This window comes from Acinetobacter sp. P1332 (genome assembly GCF_044057475.1).
GTDB classification, from domain to species: domain Bacteria; phylum Pseudomonadota; class Gammaproteobacteria; order Pseudomonadales; family Moraxellaceae; genus Acinetobacter; species Acinetobacter johnsonii.
The window spans coordinates 181725-202992 of sequence record NZ_CP171158.1 but is presented as its reverse complement, the minus strand read 5'-3'; the positions used below and the strand labels follow the sequence as shown (position 1 = coordinate 202992).

Annotated in this window: 19 protein-coding genes and 1 pseudogene; 12 read left to right on the top strand and 8 right to left on the bottom strand. The window is 39.4% G+C overall.

Annotation, left to right across the window (positions count from 1 at the left end):
* Positions 1-50: 50 nt before the first annotated feature.
* Positions 51-1889: pseudogene (locus tag ACFN7Z_RS18490) on the top strand (Tn3 family transposase); the annotation flags it as partial.
* Here ACFN7Z_RS18490 and ACFN7Z_RS18485 read toward each other — a convergent pair.
* Positions 1886-2413, bottom strand: a complete 528-nt coding sequence (locus ACFN7Z_RS18485) for a hypothetical protein (protein WP_270429361.1) — start codon at positions 2411-2413, stop codon at positions 1886-1888. The pseudogene ACFN7Z_RS18490 and the gene ACFN7Z_RS18485 overlap by 4 nt on opposite strands.
* 355 nt (positions 2414-2768) lie before the next feature.
* On the opposite strand from ACFN7Z_RS18485, the gene ACFN7Z_RS18480 reads away from it, so the two are divergent.
* The 3 genes from ACFN7Z_RS18480 to ACFN7Z_RS18470 all read left to right on the top strand — a co-directional run bounded on the left by ACFN7Z_RS18480 (position 2769) and on the right by ACFN7Z_RS18470 (position 6888).
* On the top strand, positions 2769-5432 hold the full coding sequence (locus ACFN7Z_RS18480; RefSeq protein WP_024160892.1) for a type IA DNA topoisomerase: 2664 nt from the start codon (positions 2769-2771) through the stop codon (positions 5430-5432).
* A 16-nt stretch (positions 5433-5448) separates the two neighbouring features.
* On the top strand, positions 5449-6459 hold the full coding sequence (locus ACFN7Z_RS18475; RefSeq protein ID WP_270429363.1) for a hypothetical protein: 1011 nt from the start codon (positions 5449-5451) through the stop codon (positions 6457-6459).
* A 195-nt stretch (positions 6460-6654) separates the two neighbouring features.
* Positions 6655-6888, top strand: coding sequence for a hypothetical protein (locus ACFN7Z_RS18470; RefSeq protein WP_024160719.1), 234 nt, complete (start codon positions 6655-6657; stop codon positions 6886-6888).
* A 79-nt stretch (positions 6889-6967) separates the two neighbouring features.
* Here the strand turns inward: ACFN7Z_RS18470 and ACFN7Z_RS18465 are convergent, their stop codons facing one another.
* The 4 genes from ACFN7Z_RS18465 to ACFN7Z_RS18450 all read right to left on the bottom strand — a co-directional run bounded on the left by ACFN7Z_RS18465 (position 6968) and on the right by ACFN7Z_RS18450 (position 10641).
* Positions 6968-8776, bottom strand: a complete 1809-nt coding sequence (locus ACFN7Z_RS18465) for a zinc ribbon domain-containing protein (RefSeq protein ID WP_024160893.1) — start codon at positions 8774-8776, stop codon at positions 6968-6970.
* Between the two features lie 201 nt (positions 8777-8977).
* Complete coding sequence (locus ACFN7Z_RS18460) at positions 8978-9307, bottom strand: hypothetical protein (RefSeq protein WP_024160894.1); 330 nt, start codon at positions 9305-9307, stop codon at positions 8978-8980.
* A gap of 242 nt (positions 9308-9549) precedes the next feature.
* Positions 9550-10011 (bottom strand): H-NS family nucleoid-associated regulatory protein, encoded by a 462-nt coding sequence (locus tag ACFN7Z_RS18455; RefSeq protein WP_042892477.1) that lies wholly within the window; start codon positions 10009-10011, stop codon positions 9550-9552.
* Positions 10012-10122: 111 nt separating this feature from the next.
* The gene (locus ACFN7Z_RS18450; RefSeq protein WP_338841538.1) at positions 10123-10641 is read right to left on the bottom strand and encodes a DUF2726 domain-containing protein; all 519 of its coding nucleotides are present in this window, start codon (positions 10639-10641) and stop codon (positions 10123-10125) included.
* Positions 10642-10859: 218 nt separating this feature from the next.
* On the opposite strand from ACFN7Z_RS18450, the gene ACFN7Z_RS18445 reads away from it, so the two are divergent.
* A complete protein-coding gene (locus ACFN7Z_RS18445) occupies positions 10860-11549 on the top strand; it encodes a hypothetical protein (protein ID WP_042892482.1) in 690 nt (229 codons plus the stop codon).
* 263 nt (positions 11550-11812) lie between these two features.
* Here the strand turns inward: ACFN7Z_RS18445 and ACFN7Z_RS18440 are convergent, their stop codons facing one another.
* A complete protein-coding gene (locus ACFN7Z_RS18440; protein ID WP_201954048.1) occupies positions 11813-12850 on the bottom strand; it encodes a hypothetical protein in 1038 nt (345 codons plus the stop codon).
* A 111-nt stretch (positions 12851-12961) separates the two neighbouring features.
* Here ACFN7Z_RS18440 and ACFN7Z_RS18435 point away from each other — a divergent pair, with 111 nt between their 5' ends.
* The 6 genes from ACFN7Z_RS18435 to ACFN7Z_RS18410 all read left to right on the top strand — a co-directional run bounded on the left by ACFN7Z_RS18435 (position 12962) and on the right by ACFN7Z_RS18410 (position 18768).
* A complete protein-coding gene (locus tag ACFN7Z_RS18435; protein WP_395442688.1) occupies positions 12962-14878 on the top strand; it encodes a hypothetical protein in 1917 nt (638 codons plus the stop codon).
* Positions 14879-14997: 119 nt separating this feature from the next.
* Complete coding sequence (locus ACFN7Z_RS18430) at positions 14998-15843, top strand: hypothetical protein (protein ID WP_395442687.1); 846 nt, start codon at positions 14998-15000, stop codon at positions 15841-15843.
* 113 nt (positions 15844-15956) lie between these two features.
* Positions 15957-16529 carry a hypothetical protein gene (locus tag ACFN7Z_RS18425; RefSeq protein ID WP_046127922.1) on the top strand — a complete coding sequence of 191 codons (573 nt, stop codon included), beginning with the start codon at positions 15957-15959 and terminating at the stop codon, positions 16527-16529.
* A gap of 8 nt (positions 16530-16537) precedes the next feature.
* On the top strand, positions 16538-17488 hold the full coding sequence (locus tag ACFN7Z_RS18420) for a tyrosine-type recombinase/integrase (RefSeq protein ID WP_227541429.1): 951 nt from the start codon (positions 16538-16540) through the stop codon (positions 17486-17488).
* A 429-nt stretch (positions 17489-17917) separates the two neighbouring features.
* Positions 17918-18085: a hypothetical protein gene (locus ACFN7Z_RS18415; protein ID WP_171488522.1), complete on the top strand. Its 168-nt coding sequence runs from the start codon at positions 17918-17920 to the stop codon at positions 18083-18085.
* Positions 18086-18105: 20 nt separating this feature from the next.
* Positions 18106-18768, top strand: a complete 663-nt coding sequence (locus ACFN7Z_RS18410; protein WP_227553516.1) for a hypothetical protein — start codon at positions 18106-18108, stop codon at positions 18766-18768.
* 75 nt (positions 18769-18843) lie between these two features.
* Here ACFN7Z_RS18410 and ACFN7Z_RS18405 read toward each other — a convergent pair whose 3' ends face one another.
* A complete protein-coding gene (locus tag ACFN7Z_RS18405; protein WP_005006263.1) occupies positions 18844-19272 on the bottom strand; it encodes a hypothetical protein in 429 nt (142 codons plus the stop codon).
* Between the two features lie 189 nt (positions 19273-19461).
* Between ACFN7Z_RS18405 and ACFN7Z_RS18400 the strand changes: the two genes are divergently transcribed.
* Positions 19462-19995 (top strand): hypothetical protein, encoded by a 534-nt coding sequence (locus ACFN7Z_RS18400; RefSeq protein ID WP_005006266.1) that lies wholly within the window; start codon positions 19462-19464, stop codon positions 19993-19995.
* A 72-nt stretch (positions 19996-20067) separates the two neighbouring features.
* Here the strand turns inward: ACFN7Z_RS18400 and ACFN7Z_RS18395 are convergent.
* A protein-coding gene (locus ACFN7Z_RS18395) for an IS3-like element ISAba14 family transposase (protein ID WP_099046175.1) occupies positions 20068-21212 on the bottom strand; the annotation gives its coding sequence in 2 pieces (ribosomal slippage) (positions 20068-20948 and positions 20948-21212; 1146 coding nt in all).
* Between the last annotated feature and the right edge of the window lie 56 nt (positions 21213-21268).

Genomic DNA, 21268 nt, shown 5'->3' with positions numbered 1-21268 from the left:
ATCAGCAAAAGGGGATGATAAGTTTATCACCACCGACTATTTGCAACAGTGCCATCGCGAGTGGGTCAGGGTGGGACGGCTTAAAAACCCTTGTTGCAATGGCAACCAGGCTGACCGCCACCATGGCCGACGATCCGCTCAATCATGTGCTCGACGGTTATCACCGCTTCCGCCGATACGCTCCACGCATGTTGCGCCTGCTCGATCTGCGAGCTGCGCCCGTTGCACTGCCGCTTCTGGAAGCGGTGACGGCCCTTCGTACCGGTTTGAACGATGCCGCGATGACCAGCTTCTTGCGGCCCAGCTCGAAATGGCATCGCCACCTTCGGGCCCAGAGGGCTGGCGACGCTCGCCTATGGGAGATCGCGGTGCTGTTCCATCTGCGCGATGCGTTCCGCTCCGGAGATGTCTGGCTTACTAGGTCCCGGCGCTATGGCGATCTGAAACACGCACTCGTTCCGGCACAAGCCATCGCGGAAGGCGGTCGTCTCGCTGTGCCATTGCGGCCGGAGGAATGGCTGGCAGACCGGCAAGCTCGCCTCGACATGCGGTTGCGCGAGCTTGGCCGTGCCGCTCGCGCAGGCACGATCCCGGGCGGGTCGATTGAAAACGGCGTTCTGCATATCGAGAAACTCGAAGCCGCCGCGCCGACAGGCGCCGAAGATCTGGTGCTCGATCTCTACAAGCAGATCCCGCCCACGCGCATCACCGATCTCCTGCTGGAGGTGGATGCGGCGACCGGCTTCACCGAAGCGTTCACCCATCTGCGCACAGGAGCACCCTGCGCTGACCGGATCGGGCTAATGAACGTTATCTTGGCGGAAGGGATCAACCTCGGCTTGCGCAAAATGGCGGATGCGACAAACACCCACACCTTCTGGGAATTGATCCGCATTGGACGGTGGCATGTCGAGGGCGAAGCCTATGACCGGGCGCTGGCCATGGTGGTCGAGGCACAGGCAGCGTTACCCATGGCCCGGTTCTGGGGCATGGGCACGTCGGCTTCGAGCGACGGACAGTTCTTCGTCGCTACAGAGCAAGGTGAGGCCATGAACCTGGTCAACGCGAAATATGGCAATACCCCGGGCCTGAAAGCCTATAGCCACGTCTCCGACCAATATGCGCCGTTCGCAACCCAGGTGATTCCTGCAACGGCAAGCGAAGCGCCTTACATCCTCGATGGCCTGCTGATGAACGATGCTGGACGCCATATCCGCGAGCAGTTCACCGACACGGGCGGCTTCACCGATCACGTCTTTGCCGCATGTGCCATTCTCGGCTACCGGTTCGCTCCGCGCATCCGCGACCTGCCATCCAAACGGCTCTACGCGTTCAATCCGTCGGCCGCCCCGGCGCACCTGCGAGCGTTGATCGGCGGAAAGGTCAACCAAGCCATGATCGAGCGCAATTGGCCCGACATCCTGCGCATCGCCGCCACCATTGCTGCCGGGACCGTCGCGCCAAGCCAGATTCTGCGGAAACTCGCCTCCTATCCGCGGCAGAACGAGCTCGCGACAGCCCTGCGGGAAGTCGGTCGCGTCGAGCGCACCCTGTTCATGATCGACTGGATTCTGGATGCCGAACTCCAACGGCGTGCCCAGATCGGGCTCAACAAAGGCGAAGCTCATCATGCGCTGAAGCGGGCAATCAGCTTCCACCGCCGCGGTGAAATCCGCGACCGTTCCGCCGAAGGCCAGCATTACCGCATCGCCGGCATGAATCTGCTCGCCGCCATCATCATCTTCTGGAACACCATGAAGCTCGGCGAGGTCGTTGCAAACCAGAAACGCGATGGAAAGCTGCTATCGCCCGATCTCTTGGCCCATGTTTCGCCGCTCGGATGGGAACACATCAATCTCACCGGAGAATATCGCTGGCCAAAGCCTTAGCGTAGGATTCCGCCCCCTCCCGCAAACGACCCCAGTGTTGGTGGTTTTGTGGCGACTGGTTCATTTGCTGGTGCTTCAGGTGACACTTCTGGTACTTCAGGTGATACTTCTGGTGTTGAATTTGGTTCTTGTTGTGGATCTAACTTGTCTTCATAAGACTCTTGTGGAAGGCTATTGCTTGCAACAAAGTTATCTAGAATATCCTGAGCCTTATATGCCTTATTGCATTCGTCATTTGAGGCGTACATTTCTTTTTGTACGCTATCGTCTAAATACTTTTCTCGGCCATCACTAACATCATCGCTGTAATAACCAGCTTTCTTAGCAGAATCTATATAAATGGAATAACAAATATTTAAAACATTACTACGCTCGTAATCATGTTTGTAATACCAGTCAATACTACGTTCCTTTGCATCAGTTTTCGTATCTTCAAGGTATTGATCTAAGCGTTTCTCTTGTGGCGTAGACGAACACCCGATGATTAACAATGAGGTGCTTAAAACTATAAGTTTTTTAATCATGGTTTTAGCTTAAAACAAACGATACCTTTATAGTACAACATTAATTCGTTAAATAATATTTTTGGAATTTTAATTTGTGACGGTTAAACAGTGCATTTTCAAACAATTAAGCCATTTTTTCCCATAATTTTAGATAAATATTGTTGTCTTTTTTCGCGTAGATTATTGAAAACAGGAAGTAATTTAACCACTTGAAATGTTCATCCAACTAAAGATTAAGAAATAAGCCCTTAAAAGTGTTTGTTTATCAACCCTTAAACCTATTTAAACATTTTAAAATTGTATATACTTAAACCATTACTAGATTAACTTCAGTAATTATTACTAAAGAAAGTTAAAAATTGGATGAATTTTAATGAGTAGTTTGTTCATAGTAGAGTCACCCGGAAAGGTCGAAAAAATTCAACATATCTTGGATGACCTGTATCCGCACGAATTCGTTGTACGCGCTTCAGTTGGCCATGTATGTGATTTACCTAATCATGAGATCGGTTTCTCATATCCAGCCTTTGTTCCTAAATACGAAATATCTCAAAATAAAACACGCGTTGTTCAAGAATTAAGACAGGCTGCTAAAAATGCAGATACGGTTTTCCTCGCAACTGACTTGGACCGTGAAGGTGAAGCCATTGCATATCACTTAAAACGTATCCTGAACTTATCTGACGATCAGTATATTCGCGTCAAATATAACGCTATTGATAAAACTACGATCGCTAATGCACTTCAAAATGGTGAAGAGCTGGATCAAGGTATGGTGGCATCTCAAGAAACACGCCGTTTCCTTGACCGTATGATCGGTTTTTACTTGTATGAGCCAATTTCAAATATTTTAAAAGGCAAATTTCCTGTTGGCCGTGTTCAATCTGCCGTACTCGTTGTGCTTGGTGATTTAGAAGATCTACTGAAAAACTTCAAATCACATGAACATTACAACCTTGAAGTAACTCTAAAACAAGGTTGGGCTGCGAAATGGGATTTTTCTAAGTGGCTTAATCCTGAAATGAAGGATGTGCACAATAACCAGTGGTTAGATAAAGCTTCAATTACCCGTCTACAAAGCGAAATTGATAAAAAAGACTTAACCATTACCAGTGTTGAAACTAAGCCATCTTTCCGTAGTGCTCCAGCGCCGTTTATTACTGTTGATCTGCAAGCTGCAGCTGCAGCGCGTCTTGGTTTGGATCTAAAACAAACTATGGATGCAGCGCAAAAGTTATATGAAGGTGGTTATATCACTTACCATCGTACTGATGCTGCCGTAATTTCGCCTGAGGGCATGCAAGCTCTAGAAGCTTTTGGTGAGAGAGAGGGCATTGCGATTATCGGCAATAAAGCCAAATCTCGCGATGGTGCTCAAGAAGCACATGAATGTATTCGTCCTAGTGACTTCTTTACCTTTGAAGCTGGTGAGGACAAAGTTCAAAAGGATCTATACCGTCTAATCTGGTTGCGTACTGTTGCATCGCAAATGGCTCCAGCTGAATACGAAGTTAAATCCGTTGTAGGTGTCTATAAAGATGTCACGCTCAATGTAGATGGTGAAAGCATTACTAAAGATGCTGAATTCAAAGCTTCTAGCCGTATCTTAAAGGAAGATGGTTGGTTGGGTTTATTAAAGACCTACAGTATTGATGAAAATGCACTTGAATACGTGGACGGTGAAGAAGATTCAGAAAAAGAACCTGAACATACGCTACCTATGGATATTGAGGTCGGTCAAAACCACAATGTTATTGCTGGTAAAGTTATCGCGACCAAAACCAAACCACGTTCACGCTACACCGTACCATCATTGGTCAAATTACTTGAGAAAAAAGGAATTGGTCGTCCTAGTACTTATCAATCAATCTTTGAACGTTTAATCAAGCACGGCTATATCAAGCTTGTTAAAAAGAAAATTGAAGTTACACCGCATGGATTGACCTTGATTCAAAACATTAGAGGTAAGTTTAGTTTTGCAGATCCGCTTTACACCAAAGAAATTGAAGAAACACTGGATCTAATCGCTACTGGTGATGCCGATTACAAACAAGAACTCCAAAAGTTCCATTTAGGGATTGAAAGTGAATTAGGACAGTTCTCAAAACATTGGCTTGATTCATTCCCTATCTACAAATGTAATAACTGTGATGACGGACGCATGTTGCCGAAAATCGGTACCAATCGCGACAAAACAACATCGGTCTACTGGTCATGTAATTCATGCAAAAGTTCAGCGCCAAACAGAAATGTTGATGGTAAAGATGAACCGGGTAAGCCAACTGTACGTGAGCCAACTACTCATTTATGTTTATGTGGCAAAACACTGACTCAGGTTACAACTGATAAATCTGTATTTTTTGAGTGCTCTCAACGTGCGTTCGTAGATGGCACCTGTAAAGAAACATACCGTTCTACAAATGACGAAAGCGGTAACTTGGTTCCTGATTTTGACGAATATCGCCGTAACCATACATACAAATGTCAGCTTGAAGGGTGTGGCGGTTGGTTGCGTGAGTTAAAAGGTATTTCAACTTCTTCAGGTAAGCCGTATCACTTCTTTTCTTGTGAAAAATCCAATCCAAACCTGAAAGGCAAAAAATGTAAGTCGGGTCCATTAGAGGTGTTCCCTGATGGTAGTCCTAACTACGAGCCAAGATTCCAAGTGACCAAAACAGAGTATCCATGTATCTGTAAAAAGCCTCTTATACATACCAAGTACCGCAAAGAACCTGGTGTTTACGAAGAGCGATACAGTTGTGAAGCTGCATCATGTAAACGTTATTTCGACATATTGCCAGATGGATCACCAGATACCCAACTTACAAAATCTCGCACTGGCAACGAAGCCAAGTGTTTTGAGTGTGGTCAGACCATGATTCAGTCTGCATTTAATTTACGTGGTGAACGTAAGTTTAAATGGGATTGCTTTAGCTGTGGTGCAAGTGGATACGACAACAACGGTGAGCCAGTTCAACGTGGTAAAAAGAAAGCCAAGTCTAAATCGACCTCTACAAAAGCTAAATCAAGTAAATAATTGAATAGGTGAATAAATGAGTAATCACGAACCAGATGATATGGACAACATCGGGAAGGAAGCTGAAGAAGCGCTCAAACCCCAACCCGATGATGAACATGTAAGTGAGCCTGAACAGCCGGCCAAAACAGCAAAAAAGGGCAAAAAAGTAGACATTGATGAAAACTTTTTTGCTAAGCATAAAAAGCTAATCTTGATTGGCGGTGGTGTTCTTTTCTTTTTGTTAGTTGCTGTGGTTATTTTTGGCAATCAAAACATCGAAGTTGAACGTCCACAACAAAGCGATGTTGAACTTGAAGCTCGACTGCAGAGTGAAGTTGCAAGACGAGTAAAAGAAGAAAGTATGAAATTGGCTGCTCAGCGCAATGAAATTATCGACCGTATTAGTCGTAACTTTGACTGTAACGCACCACAAGTATTCTGTCATGCACAAGATACGTCAGAACCGTATTCAACTGTCGTTTCTAGTTTGCAGAACTTCCAATTTAAGCCAGATACGCCGTATGAAGTTTACATTGAAGTCTACCCCTTGAAAGTGGATGCCCAAAACCCACAATCAAGTCAGCGTAAAGGAAGTGTTTGTAGCCCGAACAACGTGCACCTTTTCTTATGCCAAAAAATCGTAATGAAAAATCCTGCGCTTATGGCCAATCAGATCCGCGAACTATATGCGCTGCTAACGCCGTCTATGACTTATCGCTTGCAGATCAGCAGTCGTCCAATTACGCCAAGTGACATCGATCTGACATTGATTTCTACCGAACTGGACAAAATGAATGCCGATTCTGCAACTGCTAGTGAACCTGAATTGGAGTGTGTACCGCCAGATCCTAAAAAAGATCCTGTTGCGTACAACTTATACGAAACAGGGGGCATGTCTTGTCAAGACATCATGAAGGACTTAGCTTTACGTAAGACTACTACTCCAGCTGGTCAAGCTGGTCAAGCTCAACAAAGTGGTGGTGAGCAACCACAATATCAACCGCAAAGTCCTGATGCATTTGGTACGCCAGAAGCAACACATTAAACATACCAATAAGAAACGGATTGATTTTGGTTAATCCGCTATTAATTGGCTTTTGGTTGAGAATACTAATTTAAGCATCTGTTTATCAAATAGATCTTAAAAAAATGAAACAATAAAATGCAGATTTATTCTGCATTTTTTAATTTTCACATTACAATAGTTTAAATTCGCAACTTTTAAGCAACCGGGTACGCTATGAACAACCCAATCAAAATTCAAGATCTGCAAGTGGCAGATTTGCCGTCCACGTTTAAGCTGAAGAAAAAACATAAAGAAGAAGTTTTTCTGAAGTACAAAGAGTTGAATGAGGCACTATTCAAAGTAGGGTACATTCCAGTGACGTTCTCAGACTTTGTGCATGCACTTATAGAAACTGGCGTAAAGGGATTTTCTGTCGAAGAATATGTCAATGCTCAATTAAACTCTTAATTTTAGAAGTCTAATTATTTTTTTGATGTCAAAAAAAAGTGGACCACATTCGTAATCCACTCCTTTATTTTTTTAACGATTAACTTTCTTTTTTGGTACCACACTGAGGGCAAAACAGCATATTGTCCTGAAGTGGTTCACCACATTTCACACAAAACATATTCTTTTTCGGTTTGATGATCACGGGTACTTGATCTGATAGATCCTGACCGTGTGTTTCAGGGTTATTCATCAATCCAAGATGTGTACCATGTGTTCTTGGTGAGCTTTTATTGATTGCGCTATTCATCTGGTTCATAGATGACATGCGGTTAATATCTGCTTCAGACGTTGGGGCAACCACAATGCTTTGGCTTTTGGCAAAGTCGGCTAAATGCTCTTTCAGTACAACAGCATCATCAGTACAAGCAGTCATGCTCAAGATCGCACGGTTTTGATATTTACCGAAGGTCGTTGTGCTAATTTCAGCGTACCAGACACGTAACGTCATGGTTTCAACATTGATGACTTCTTTTTGTGATTTCACGCTGTCGTCAAGGTAACGGCCAAAGTTTATTTGAGACAATTGATAGCTACCTTTAGCCTCAACCCATATTAGTTTTGATACAAAGTCAAAACGGCTCCATAGGTAATTACCGTGCTCAAAACAAAACTTCCCTAAGATCCACATCGATACACCAAAGAAACCATAAGTGAAGTCGCTAAAATCCAGATAGCTTCCGTTATATAGACCTTTGGCAAAAATAGTCATTAAAACGACTGAAGCAATAAAACTTAACAATCCAAAACTATTGAGGATGGCTAACCAGCGATACTTTTCTTCTTTGAAGCATGAGCTCAATGTCATATCACGAAGGGTATTGATTGGCACTGGTTGAGTTTCTTCTAAGATCTCACCCTCAAAAGCACCGTTTTTACTGCTAGAGTTGATAACTGGCAACTGGCGTGAATAGATTCTGTTAGGAATAGCACTTTCCCAATTCTTTTGTAGATGGCGTTCAAGTTCATCAAACAATTGCATTGGTTGGCAATTCATACTCAAACTATCCTGAACGACTCCAGCACTGGCTTGTGGTGGCTGTTTTACCATTTGAGCAACCACGGCCAAGAAGAATATCGCAATCGCAATCAGCGCTGCAATTAACGTAAAAATGGCTTTATCCATGCTTGGCAACCAAATAGGCGCAACTGCATGTTGGGTAAGGATAGGTACCAATACAGGTCCAAGAATGGCAACTAAAACCAAACCAATGACCTTAGATAAACCAATTTCTTGTGCACCTGTGTTCGGATTAGCCATAGGACGCAATAAAACAATCAAAATAATGGCGTTGTAAACAATCCCAAGCCAAGCACCTGTATTGGGTGATGCGCCCACATACGCGATTAGAGCACTCACTAAGGTAATCAGAAAAACAATCGCATTTTGAAATTGAGCTTCTGCAGCGTTACGGATGAATAATGGCGAAAAAATAAGATTAGGGAACAGTGAATATAGAATCCCGTTCACTGAGCCTTTTGGTTCTTCATAAATCAAAGCGCTTTGGCGTAGGATCTCTTTAATATCGGTTGCACCAGGATAAGCACCAGTTTCTTGAATGGATAACTCCTGTGCAAGTCCGGCTGGTTGATCACGACCAAAGTAGAACTTTAGGTTTGATAAGCCTGTGGTCAGCAGTAGAGCGCCATAACTGAACATTGCTAGACCAACTATAAGCGGTGGTAGTGCAACAAATACACCGTTACTGAATAGACCTTTTGCACTGAAAATTAAGCTTAGGCCAGCCAGCATAAAAACGATGGCACCGATCACTTTAAAAATGTTTTCTATTCGGTAGGGATTAGGGAATTCAAACCGCTTATCTTGCGAGTTATATTCATATGCCATTTTTAATACTCCTTAACGCATTTATCTAATTACGTTTTAATTGGTTAATTATAACTAAGTCGTGGGGTATAAAGTTTTTTTAGTTAAAATGAATCACTGTTTTAGTTAAGTTTTAATAAGGGAATTTAAAAAGTATTTTAAAGGCGCATTAAAAAAGGGGATAACGAATCCCCTTTAAAGATGTACCAAGCTTATGTGCTGTTATTTGTTTTGATCTGCTTGTTTTTGAGCATCTGCAGCTGCAGCGTTCAGCATAGAAGACATATCATTTTGCTCGTCCTCTTTTGGTGGATTTTGTTCTGCAGTTTTTTGATGTGCATCAAAATCGTGGCCCTCAACTTTTGAAGGTTTTTCATTATCGACATAAGTTTCACGCGCTGCTTGTAAGTCTGCAGATGGATCTACTTTGTCAATTTGTTCATCTGGTTGAATAGGTTTTGATTGAGATGTTGATTCTTCTTTTTTACTACAACCAACTAAAACCAAACCTACAGATAATAAGCCAGTTAATAATAGAGTTTTGAATGACATTTAATCGCCTCCAGCGAAACATAAGCAAAGGTATAGTCACATATACTTATAATGTATATACCAAAATTTAACTAAAACTAGTCCGTTGTATAACGTGACCTTTATAAAAACGGTTTAAGTATATACCAATTGCAAATTTTCTTGTTATGGGCTGAAAGCTAATAGACTAGGGTATCGCTTAAGGACACTATATAGTGGCAAAAAAAAACCACCTTTTACGGTGGTTTCACTAGTTTTAAAGATTAAATCTCTTTAAGGTCTAGATTTTGTTCGCAATAACTACGTACTGCTTCTTTATCTGTAGGATCAAAACCCTTTTCAGTCATTTCTTCACGTAACCATTTGATTACTTGACCGCGACCAGCCCAACGTAAGCTGTTGTTCTCACGGTGAACCCATTCATGCGTAAGCTTACGTTTTTGACGTCTTACAGGCTCAACTTTTGTGGTTTCAATGTGGTTGTTTTTTAGATATTCGCTAAGTGTATGGATGTCCACAACACCATCGGCAGTAATTTTTTCTGAAATGATTGCATTAATGGCACTAACAGCATCGTGAAAAGCTTGGTTTTCTTTAACGACTAGTTGTTGTTGAAGTTCTTCAATATAAGTCTGAAGTTCAACAGGTGACATTTGAGCAACATTTTCTGGTTTTGATACATTTAACATGTCATTAGTTCCAGTATTGCGAGTTAAGTTGTTCATGATTAAACCTTTAGAAATATATTTGAAAATTAATTCAAAATATCTCTTACGACAAAACCATTTTTACACAATTACATTATTAAAATCAATTAGAGTTAATCGTATTTATACCTAAATATACCTTGAAATGGTTTTTCTTATAACTTTTATGTCGGGAATTTCCTTAAACCTAATGACAGGAATGCCAGCACTCTTCAAAAGCTCGTCACGCCTTTTATCTTTATCCTGGGTATATTTATGATAATGCCCATCAAGCTCAATAGATAATATAGGATTGTAGACTTCATCAACGATCAAATAATCCACGTAAAGCCTAGAAAACTGATTTCGGATACTTATGTTTTGCGTGGTCATAAAAGCACTCATGCTTACTTGCACCAAAATGTTGCGTGATGGAATGACCTGTTCTAGTGCATCAAGCATTATAATCTCGTCTTTTGTAAGGACTTTTTTAGATACAAGCTCCTGATTCTTTTGAGGCTTACGATAGCCTTTTGGTGAATTCTTTTTGGCTTTAGTTTTAGGTTTGCGAAATACGCCACATAAAGCAAAAATGAACTTAAACACTATATAAAACAATAATGAATAAATTAAGAATTTTAACAATAAGGAATTTAAAATCGTTTCCATAAACCTAATACATAACAAATTTTAAAGGGTGCTTAAACTTCTTAAACATATTAGATAGTTTTAACGGTGATTGATACGAATTAACTAAAAATGTTTAAGGACTATTAGTGATGCAATGTTAAAAATAGTATAATCTTGTAAAGACAGCTTAGAACCAGTTTTAAAAGTAAAACTGGTTCTCACAAATAACACCGACTATTTCACTGGAAAAGTTTAAAATGGTATTTAATAAACGTACTTTAGCTTTACTGATTGGTACAATCTCGCTATCAGCACACATCTATGCCAACAACACAACCGTTAAAGTCACTCAAACTCCAATTGTATCATCTTCACCAATTCCCTTAGTTAAAGCTAATGCAATTGAACAATACTATATCAACGTTAAACATCGCTTTAACGGTGCGGAATTTGAACAACCGCCTCGTAAAATTAAGAGCATTAAACTTAACTTGAATGTTATTAATAACGGGGAAGTGGTTTTAACGGCGCACGAAGCTGATAAATCCAAGCTGGAAGACTATTTACAGCAAAACCCTAAAAACTCGGAACTATTGGCTAGTTACGTTGCTCGTATGATCAATTACAACCACGGCTATACGGTTCCAGAAAACAAGGGTAAATACAGCAAGTATGCAAGTACGACTGTATATGAAGCTCTTCTTGATGAATTGAACTATAACTTCGCAACTACGCCAGTAGTATCAGTAGATAGCTATGCAAGCCAACAACAGCTTGAAGCTGTTTATCTATACATCCTTTCTCGTTTAGATCCACAAGAAAAAGCGGTGTTTTGGCAATTTGTGAACACATACAAAGTAGGGGATAAGATTGAGATCCCTGAAGGTACTGTTATAGCAGATGTCTTGAACACTTATAAAATCCAATTGAATTTTAAAGCGCCTTAATCACTAAACAGGTAAGGAATATTTTCGAGTAGCTGAAAAGGAAAGTCATTTCAAATATCAGGTTATGTAGGGAAAAAAATTACTGTTTGTGGTACTGGTGTTTTATCCAATCATAAAGGAAAGTTTCAAATTAAAATTGCCGACCTACGTTCTTTGACTTTTAGATAGATGTTATTCAGGTTGGGATTCCGTAATTATTAAGCCTTTTCCTTTTTGCATTAAAAAAGCCTACATTGTAGGCTTTTAGCTTTTTTAGATCTGTATTACTGAATTAAGTCGTCAACGGCTTCACCAAGGTAGGTTGGATCGTATTGCTTATACAAATAGTTTTCCAGAATTGGTAAATCTGGTGCTAAAACCATTCGCGTAATTTTAGGACGATCTTCTTCAAGGTTAAGCTTCACATGTACGGCGAAGAAATCAATGTTGTTCGTGATGAAGTCATATTCTTTACGACCAGCACTTTTGAGTTGATCAACCATACGCGAAAAGAAGCGGTTATTCGTAATAGAGCAATTCAAGAACTCTAACGCATCTTTTTCAGTAACATTAATTTCAATAATGTTATTGAGGAAGGCTAGCTCTGGTTTAATTAAGTTGCCGTTACGGTCTGCAGTTAGACATTTTGTAGAAAAGGTACCAATACCAGCCATACGACCATCATATTTCACAAAACCGTGCTCTTCAGATGCAACTAAGTTTGACGCATGAACGTATAGAGTAGGGTGGTGCTTTGTATTCCACTCTAAATCAATAACGTCAGTTTCATTTTCTACATAGAGAGTTTGTAAAAGGGATCTATTGAGGTTGGTATAGAGGACTTGATCAAGCTCTAATACTTTGCGGCGATATAGCTCAGCGAAGGCAATACCGTACTGAGATAAGATATTACATGTTGTATTGAAGCTATTGCAGTAAATCGCACGGTTATCGTTACCGCCGTCTCGATCCTCACTGACCACAATTACATGGTTCCCTAAAACACCATTGATTTTATAAACCACAATTGAGCCTAATGCGAAGTTTTGGGTAAGTAGTTCTTCACCCTCAAATCGTACTGCCGTGCAGTTTTTAATATTTTCTGCGCTTAAAGGATAATTACCCGGTGTGATGGACCACAATGTTGAGACTGGTACAAATAGAGGCTCAATAGCACTACTTAAGTCAACTCGACCAATCGTGATGATGCTTGTGCCGTTAAAACTATCGCCCTTGTGTTCTGCAACGGCTGATGTTCCGATCGTACCTGGTATTTGTGCGTTCTCTGAAGCGCTATTATTTGGTACAACTGATTCTGTCATGAAACAACTCACTAAAAGTTTTATCTTTGTTTAAAAATACCACATGATAAATAGTATTAAAACTTATACTAGTATTATAAGATGATCTTTAAGATTCATAAAGGTATATTTATGCTAAACCATAAAACCCAAGTTTGTTTTTTTAATAACCTGATTGGACGTTTTTATAAAAATCATTTGATCCTAGTTGTTAAAACTTTAAACCTAGATTTTATTTTAGATGTTATTGAATTCCCGACATCAATTGAAGGTTTCAAAAAAGCACCTAAAGTATCAAAAATTAAAATACCTTTTACGCAACTTGCTCAGGATCTTCAGCCACAAAATTACCTAGATTTAGTCCAATCTGATGCCAAAAATCTGTATCTGCAGATTGGGCAAAAAAGACGTTATATTCACGGCGAACAAACTAATTTTTCATATGCTACATCGGTGTTTCAGCAGATCGGTGATGATGAAGTGCTCCAGCTTGAGGCTTTGAACTATGCACTGAAGCTCCAAAGCATTACTAATGGTATTCAGCAGCATACAACAGCGATTGAGACATATATCGAGCTAAAGCCTTTACGATATGCGTTTAGCTTAGATACGTTCATAAGTGCAACTGCAGATCTAGATCAACCTTTCGATACTCGTGAAGCGCTTTCTGGCCATATCGTTAACCATTGGGAAAAATGGGTTAAAGCAAACAATATCACCAGTGAAAGTTCTTATGATGCGGTGCTATTAAATGCCGATAAATTAATACTGGTTCGAGCCGGTATTCACTCATTCTCAGTGAAGATTACAGACCTTGAAGTGGCTGACGGCGTTATCTATGCTTCTCTTTGTGATTTAGAGCTCTTACAGGGGCTTCTACCAACGTTCTTTGATGGTATGCCTTGCCGTATTACTGCATATGCCGATATGAACATTCAATATGCTGTATCGCAATATAAGACTTGGCTATCAAGTCAAAACCTGAAGAAGATCCAGTACGTTCGCAAACAAGGTATTGAGAAGTACTTGCGTAAAAAATTAGAAGATGAAAGTGACTTAATCGGTAACGCGCAACTTGCCAAAACCCTAATGAATACCAGCTATACAGAACAAACAGTCTCATTTTTTTCTGACGCTTGGGGATTATCGTACGCAAACCATTTTGAGAAGAAAATTCGTCATGCTTTTGATCTGGTCATACAGGCTTTGGATCATGAAGGGATCTCATTAGAGCAGCTGCAGTTCATCAATAGCCTAACAAAAGGGGCAATTGAGAATGCTATTAACGAGATGCTGAACAAGACTGGTTCGCCGTTAAACGTGGTACCAACACTCACTCAAGAATTACTGTTAATCTGCGATGAATTCAATGCTAAAAAACTCAACATATCAAGTGAGCTCTTGGATGCAATCACTCAGTTTGCAGAACAATATGCAGTATCACCACTGTTGGCCATTAAGCGTGATAGCGCCGTGTATTTGCTGTATGAACCATTAGATGCCGATAATCAGTTAATTGATTATGAGTGGTTTTCTACTGCGGTATATACCAAAAATCAGTTTGTGCCTGAAGCAGATGAACAACATAAAACAAATGTAGCGGATCTTCTTAAATCGGTTGAAGTACTGCATGTATTCAAGCCGAATATCCTGTCGTGGACCAATGGCAAGGTATTTGAAACGCCAGAAGAAAAGAAAAATGCTTTTATGTTATGTCTCACACCTGAAGCACTTGAAAATCAAATAGAATTCTTACGCACGAAGAACGCAATACCAGGATATTTTAAAAACCTGATTACATCCTTAGGTGGTTTAAATTCAGTGGCCACGGAACAAGATAAATACGGTGTATTTTTGATTGAGTCGATCACTAAAAATTCGACAGGTTTTGCATATCAAGGACAACTCTTTCCTATCGATCAAAATGCCCAAATTGACTTAGATCAATGCTCAAATTTAACGCTTAATTCTAAACTACTACCAAAAAACTACCTGACCTTTAAAAGACTAATGAGATTAAGCGATAGTTTAACGAATGGCGTTAAATAGGTTTAAGGAATATTATTATTTTTACTTTAAGTTTAAATAGTGGTTTTTTAAATGCACAAAAATAAAGTATTATAGTTTCAAACTTAAAACCCTTTTTAAAGTTATATAGAGAATACTGAATGAAACTATTAAAAACTGCGATGGTGGGTATCCTTGGTACTGTATTAGCGCATACAGCTTTCGCATTTGAGGATGAAACTATCCCAACACCGAACTTTAAGGAAGCGTATGTAGGACTTTTAACGCCATCTAAAAGCTTTAATGTTGTTGCTGGTGGTCTTAGACCTGAGATTAGCGAATACAAACTGTCTGATAGCTATTTTGAAAACAATTCAAATCAGCGTTATAAAGCGACAGCTCACCTTTACCAGCAAATGAATACTCAGCAACGTGCGATGTATATATTGCTTCAACATACAGCGTACTTAAACGATATTTTCTATCCTCAACGTAATCCGCTGACCAATCCGAACGTATCTGACGAACAATTAAATGTAGAGCCGGTACTTAAAAAGCTCCAGTCATTCCGTACTGATAATGGCCTGGTTGAAAAAGTTGTAGACCGTGAAACGATGCTCCAAGCATTAAAAGCACATTACGATTATTATATGCGCGATCAATTTACAGTACGTTTTTACGGTAAAAACCAAAACACATTTACTTATGGAATTGATAACTATTCTGGTTTAAAAATACGTTCGGTGGAAGGAAACTTACGCATTGTTGATCGCAAAACAGGTACATTGTTAGGTGACTCAATGGTTAAGTTAAACCACTGGATACCAGCTACCCGTACCAAAGAGCGCCGTACTATTGATATACCGTCTTCCATGCCAGAATGGAAAGACGTTGAAATTAAAGATCTTGCAATTAAATTCCAACCAACTGCAATAACAACCATGCAAGGTAAACGCATTGATATTAATAAAATCTATGCGTACAACACTGAAAAATTCAATTTCTAATGTATATAGCGGTCACTATCGACCGCTTTATTTTGTTCCTGGATAAATATTAACCGTAGCCTAAGCAAAAGTTATAAGTTGCTTTTCCCACTAATCAAATTAAGGTTAAAACTATGAAAAAAGCTCTCCTATCAATTGCCACTGTAATCATGGTCGGGGGATGCTCAGAAGTGCCGAATGATATGTCGCATATCGATGTTTTTTCTTCCGATCGCTACCTATCAACTGCACATCAATTTAATAAGCTTGTTGATGATACGTTTAAGTATCCTTATTCAAAAATACCGTTTTTTCTAGTGACGAAAGGGTGGAGTGTTAGTGGTCCAAAAGAGCCAGTATCGCAAATTGTATATAGTTGCTTAACTTCTAATGAGGTGGAATTGGTGACAAAAATCAAGCCATTCATGCCCGAAGTGACCTACATCAAAACACCTGAAAACCAGGTGAAAAATTGCATCATTAAACATTCAAATGACTCAATTAATGCTGATGCGCTGAATGACCTTAAAGCGTTCCCTTTATTCCAAAAATATGCAGACAATCCATTTTTACGTAAGACCGTGGATGCTGCGAAAGCAGATGGCAAAATCTCAGTAAAAGAATATATGGATATTGTGCAGATTGTCATAAAATTAAGTGGAGCTGACAAACAGGTTCAGCTAGAGAAAACTATTCAAGAGCTTTAGGTATTCATATGTCGGAAAATCTATCCATGCATAGCATGTCGAATGAGGAATTGATTCAAGAATGGCTTGATAGCCTGAAGCTTGAAAATAAGTCCGACATGACGATTAATGAATACAAAAAGAGCTTACTTTTGATGTTAGAAATGCCTTTTTTTAAAGGTAAACATCTATTGGAACTAGACCGCGATTACATCACATCATTTCGGTTGCATCGAATCGATGTTGATATTGTTTCTGCAAGAACACTCAACAAAAATTTATCAGCTTTAAAAAACTTCCTGAACTATTGTCTGCGTAAGGAATATATACCTGAAAACTTCTTTTCTGACATTCGGGTTAAGTTCAAAAACCAAAGCTTACCGCGCCCGATCGCCGTGAATACGTTGAATGAGATACTTGATAACAAGACGCCATTAAATCCGAAATACAATAATCAAAAGTTAAGAGATCTAGCAGCTGCAGAAATTGCTTATTCTGGCGGTTTACGTATCTCTGAATTACATGCCATCAAACTAAGTGATATCAACCTCAGTGCTATGCAACTAAAGGTATTGGGTAAAGGAAATAATGAACGGATTGTTTTTTTAGGAAAAAAATCACTAGAGGCTATTTCTACTTGGCTTTTAGTTCGTAATCGTTGGATTTCAAAAGCTGGAGTAGAAGACTGCGGATATTTATTCATTGCACCATCTGGCAAACATATTGCGAAAAACCATTTAGGTGCATGCATTACAGCTCTGTTAAAGGCGCATGGTTCTGGAAATATTGGTAGTACTCATGCTTTGAGACATAGTTTTGCATCGCACTTGTATAACAAAACAAAAAATATTCGCGCCGTTCAGGAAATGCTAGGTCATAAATCACTATCTTCGACACAAGTATATATTCTTGTAGATCACGAAACGTTGATTAGTTCTTATAAAGATGCACATCCACGCGCTAGAGCGAACCAAGATTAATAATTTATTCGCTTCTTGTACTTCTAAAGATATATCGTAAACGATCGAAATAATTAACTTTTGATGGTGCCCGTAATGGCTAAGACTTTTGAACAAGTAAAAAAAGAATTTTTCAATACAAGGGTCATCACAAACAATCGACTACCTAAGCGTGGTGAAAGCCACAAAATTGCTGTGAAACTTGGTTTAATAGACCAAAAACAATCAACATATGTGTGTTCGTATAATTAAGTTTGTATCAAATAATTAAGTTTAGATTTAATTATTTAAGTTTGGATATCAATGAAAAAATTGAAGAGTTTTCAGAGCTAAAAAACTATACTTCATTACATAAGGCATTAAGAATACTTGATGACGGCCACATGGCCCGTTGTGTTCGTATAATTAAGTTTGTATCAAATAATTAAGTTTAGATTTAATTATTTAAGTTTGGATATCAATGAAAAAATTGAAGAGTTTTCAGAGCTAAAAAACTATACTTCATTACATAAGGCATTAAGAATACTTGATGACGGCCACATGGCCCGTTTAGCAAAAAAATTAGAGGTTTCAGTCGATATGCTCAATGCGACATTGGCTGTGCTGAATAAAATATAAAAAACGGATTGAACCAACCCATGAATGCAAATGAGCTTTATGAAAAGTTACAGCAAATTGGTAAGCCACTGGTCCACGTAGAAAGCCTCGTATCTACAATGCAGTTGGAAATCCCTGTTGAAGAGATTGAAAAACACATTGAACTTTTCGGGGTTAATTTTTTACTGGTAGAAGTTGTTCGATATACCTTTGACGGTTTTCTATCTCCAGAGTACCAACACTATATAGACGAATTCATTGCAGAAAATGAACTGGATGAAGATGTCATTTTGAATATCAGAAATAAAACATCATCAGATATAGGCCTGGTTAATGTTGGCTTTAATCTAAATGGTTGCATCCTTGGCTTAACCCATACGGATGAATGGATGGAACATTTATTCCACTTGGTTAAGTTCATTACTGACAGTGAAAAACGCGAGAAAAGTAGGAACTTTTTGTCTGAACAAGACAAAATCAAGGAACAAAAAGTTTTAGAAAAACAAGCCAAAGAAAAAGAAAGGGAAGTGATGATTCAACAGGTAGAGGATCTCACCAATACCGATGATTTTAAATTATGCAAAACGAAGGGTGAAATATTGTTGTTTTGGGAAAAGAACATTCCTGACCTATACAAAACTCTATCCAGAACTTTTATGGAAACAATGTCTAAGAAATATATCTCTATATTGCGTGGCTCATGAAGTGATACGATATGAGGAAGAACAACGAGTAGTGCATAAATCAGTGTTCTTGAACAACGCAAACAACAATAAATATTAGTACTCAGCATTCACCAAAGTTTTGTATTGAGAATATTTCGTCAAATTTACTGTGTCACGTACTTGGCCATATTGAATACTGCCTAGATCTGAGTAGGTAAGGTTTTTCTTTTGAGATACTGCAACCAATAATTCATAGTTATTTCTTTGATTGAGTTCAATTGCTGAAGCGATATTTTTGTCTTGGCTCACTTGAGAAATAATGCTTTGGATCTCCTTTCTATCTGAAGCAGATACATCCAATGTAGTTAAATAAAATCCGATCGATAGAAATATTGTGGCGGTTAAAGTGAATAGGGATGCACCAGTAAGATAAACGGCGCGTAGAGTTCTATACTTTGTATAAACCACAACTGAAGATATGCAGATTGCCAAACATAGCGCAAGAATAACGGCATGTTGGTCTAGATAATCTGAGAAAAGCATTGTAAAGCCTGAAGCACAAAAACATGTTATATCACTTAGCTACCAAGCCATTTGTAGTATTTGAGACTTATCGTATATATGAAATATAAATAGCAAACCTTTGGTATATACTGAATCGGTTTAAAGTGCTGAAACAATAGGCTTTAGAAATAAAATACTAGTCAAAATGTGAATAATCAGGGGGTACACATGGGGCAAGCTAAGCAAAGAGGTACAGCTCAAGAACGTGCTGAAAGTGCAATTCAAAGTACGATTGATGCAACCTTGGCAAAGATTAAGACCGTACTTGATAGATACTATCAAGACATGCCGAATAACTTCTCGCAAGCTGAAAATTACTTTACTGGATATGTCGCTGCATTTGATATTAAAGATGGGATGGAACTTGAAGGTAAAGAGTCTGAATGGGCTTATGATGGTTTACCTACGCCTACCGCTTTACTCAAACTCGTTGAAACTGAGTTAAACGAAGTGATACGTGAAGATAAAGAGTTTTTGGATGACTTTGATCCTGAAATGTATATTGAAGAACTAGGCGAAAACTTGATGTTCTTCCGCTATATAGGTGCTTCTAGTTTCGATACGCCAGATGATGTTTTGCATAATATTCAAACAGTGTCATTTTGGGCGCCACACTTGGTCATGATTAATGGCGTATGGCATAACACTTATGATGCTGGTGCGGTCAATGATGATGGTGAAACGGTCGGCATAAGATTCTAATTCTAGAGGGGAGAGGTGGTTCCACTTGTTTGAACAACTAAAAGCGTATTTATAAGTGATATTCCGCTCTAGTTAAGCCACCTTGTTTTGTTGGGGTAGCTGATCATAGTAAAACTCATTTGGTGTCATTTTGTCTAGACTCGAATGAGGTCGTTTCAGATTATAAAACTCAAAATATGCACTCAATTGCTTTTTCGCATCTGTGACACTGCTATAAGCTTTGAGATACACCTCTTCATATTTAACGCTCCGCCATAATCGTTCAACCATCACATTATCTACCCATCGACCTTTACCATCCATACTGATTTGAATGCCATTTGATTTCAATACATCAATAAATGCATCACTGGTGAACTGACTGCCTTGGTCTGTATTCAATATTTCAGGTGATCCATATTTTTCAATCGCTTCATTTAAAGCCGAAATACAAAAATCCACCTCCATACTAATCGATACCCTATGCGCAAGTACCTTGCGGCTATGCCAATCAATCACAGCACATAAATAAACAAAGCCTTTTGCCATAGGGATATACGTTATATCAGTAGACCACACTTGATTACTGCGCTGAATAGCCAATCCTTTGAGCAGATATGGATATTTACGGTGAGCTTGATTAGCCTGGCTTAAATTTGGTTTGCAATATAACGCCTGAATACCCATTTTCTTCATTAAAGTACGTGTATGACGTCGTCCTATATGATGCCCTTGACGATTCAACAAATCACGCATCATACGACTGCCTGCAAAAGGATATTGCATATGTAATTCATCAATACATCGCATCAGCTTCAGATCTGATGAGCTAACAGGTTTTGGGCGATAATAATAACAACCACGAGAGACTTTCAGTAACTTAGCTTGTTTAGATACTGAAATCTGAAGTGAGTGATCGATTAACTTTTGTGGTTGAAGCGGCCCAGTTTCTTCAACACACCTTCTAAAAAATCAATTTCTAATGCCTGCTCACCGATTTTTGCATGTAACTTTTTAAGATCAATGGGAGGTTCTGATGGAGCTTTTGATTGATCGAAAGCTTGTGAGGAAGCTGAGATCAATTGATTTTTCCAGTCAATAATTTGGTTTTGATGAACATCAAACTCAGAACTCAATTCAGCAAGTGTTTTTTCTGCTTTGATCGCAGCAAGTGCTACCTTAGCCTTAAAGTCGTTTGAATGATTTCTTCTTGGTCTACGTGCCATAAAATACTCCATATATTGATGTTTATAACATCATTTGAGGAGCAGAGTATCACTTATAGGAGTTGTTC

What these genes read in the sequence shown, in the direction of transcription:
- ACFN7Z_RS18410 (WP_227553516.1), top strand. Translation starts at nt 18,106, where the DNA reads ATGAATGCAAATGAGCTTTATGAAAAGTTACAGCAAATTGGTAAGCCA.
- ACFN7Z_RS18445 (WP_042892482.1), top strand. Translation starts at nt 10,860, where the DNA reads ATGGTATTTAATAAACGTACTTTAGCTTTACTGATTGGTACAATCTCG.
- ACFN7Z_RS18405 (WP_005006263.1), bottom strand. Translation starts at nt 19,272, where the DNA reads ATGCTTTTCTCAGATTATCTAGACCAACATGCCGTTATTCTTGCGCTA.
- ACFN7Z_RS18435 (WP_395442688.1), top strand. Translation starts at nt 12,962, where the DNA reads ATGCTAAACCATAAAACCCAAGTTTGTTTTTTTAATAACCTGATTGGA.
- ACFN7Z_RS18460 (WP_024160894.1), bottom strand. Translation starts at nt 9,307, where the DNA reads ATGTCATTCAAAACTCTATTATTAACTGGCTTATTATCTGTAGGTTTG.
- ACFN7Z_RS18420 (WP_227541429.1), top strand. Translation starts at nt 16,538, where the DNA reads ATGTCGGAAAATCTATCCATGCATAGCATGTCGAATGAGGAATTGATT.
- ACFN7Z_RS18430 (WP_395442687.1), top strand. Translation starts at nt 14,998, where the DNA reads ATGAAACTATTAAAAACTGCGATGGTGGGTATCCTTGGTACTGTATTA.
- ACFN7Z_RS18465 (WP_024160893.1), bottom strand. Translation starts at nt 8,776, where the DNA reads ATGGCATATGAATATAACTCGCAAGATAAGCGGTTTGAATTCCCTAAT.
- ACFN7Z_RS18470 (WP_024160719.1), top strand. Translation starts at nt 6,655, where the DNA reads ATGAACAACCCAATCAAAATTCAAGATCTGCAAGTGGCAGATTTGCCG.
- ACFN7Z_RS18440 (WP_201954048.1), bottom strand. Translation starts at nt 12,850, where the DNA reads ATGACAGAATCAGTTGTACCAAATAATAGCGCTTCAGAGAACGCACAA.
- ACFN7Z_RS18455 (WP_042892477.1), bottom strand. Translation starts at nt 10,011, where the DNA reads ATGAACAACTTAACTCGCAATACTGGAACTAATGACATGTTAAATGTA.
- ACFN7Z_RS18475 (WP_270429363.1), top strand. Translation starts at nt 5,449, where the DNA reads ATGAGTAATCACGAACCAGATGATATGGACAACATCGGGAAGGAAGCT.
- ACFN7Z_RS18400 (WP_005006266.1), top strand. Translation starts at nt 19,462, where the DNA reads ATGGGGCAAGCTAAGCAAAGAGGTACAGCTCAAGAACGTGCTGAAAGT.
- ACFN7Z_RS18485 (WP_270429361.1), bottom strand. Translation starts at nt 2,413, where the DNA reads ATGATTAAAAAACTTATAGTTTTAAGCACCTCATTGTTAATCATCGGG.
- ACFN7Z_RS18450 (WP_338841538.1), bottom strand. Translation starts at nt 10,641, where the DNA reads ATGGAAACGATTTTAAATTCCTTATTGTTAAAATTCTTAATTTATTCA.
- ACFN7Z_RS18480 (WP_024160892.1), top strand. Translation starts at nt 2,769, where the DNA reads ATGAGTAGTTTGTTCATAGTAGAGTCACCCGGAAAGGTCGAAAAAATT.
- ACFN7Z_RS18425 (WP_046127922.1), top strand. Translation starts at nt 15,957, where the DNA reads ATGAAAAAAGCTCTCCTATCAATTGCCACTGTAATCATGGTCGGGGGA.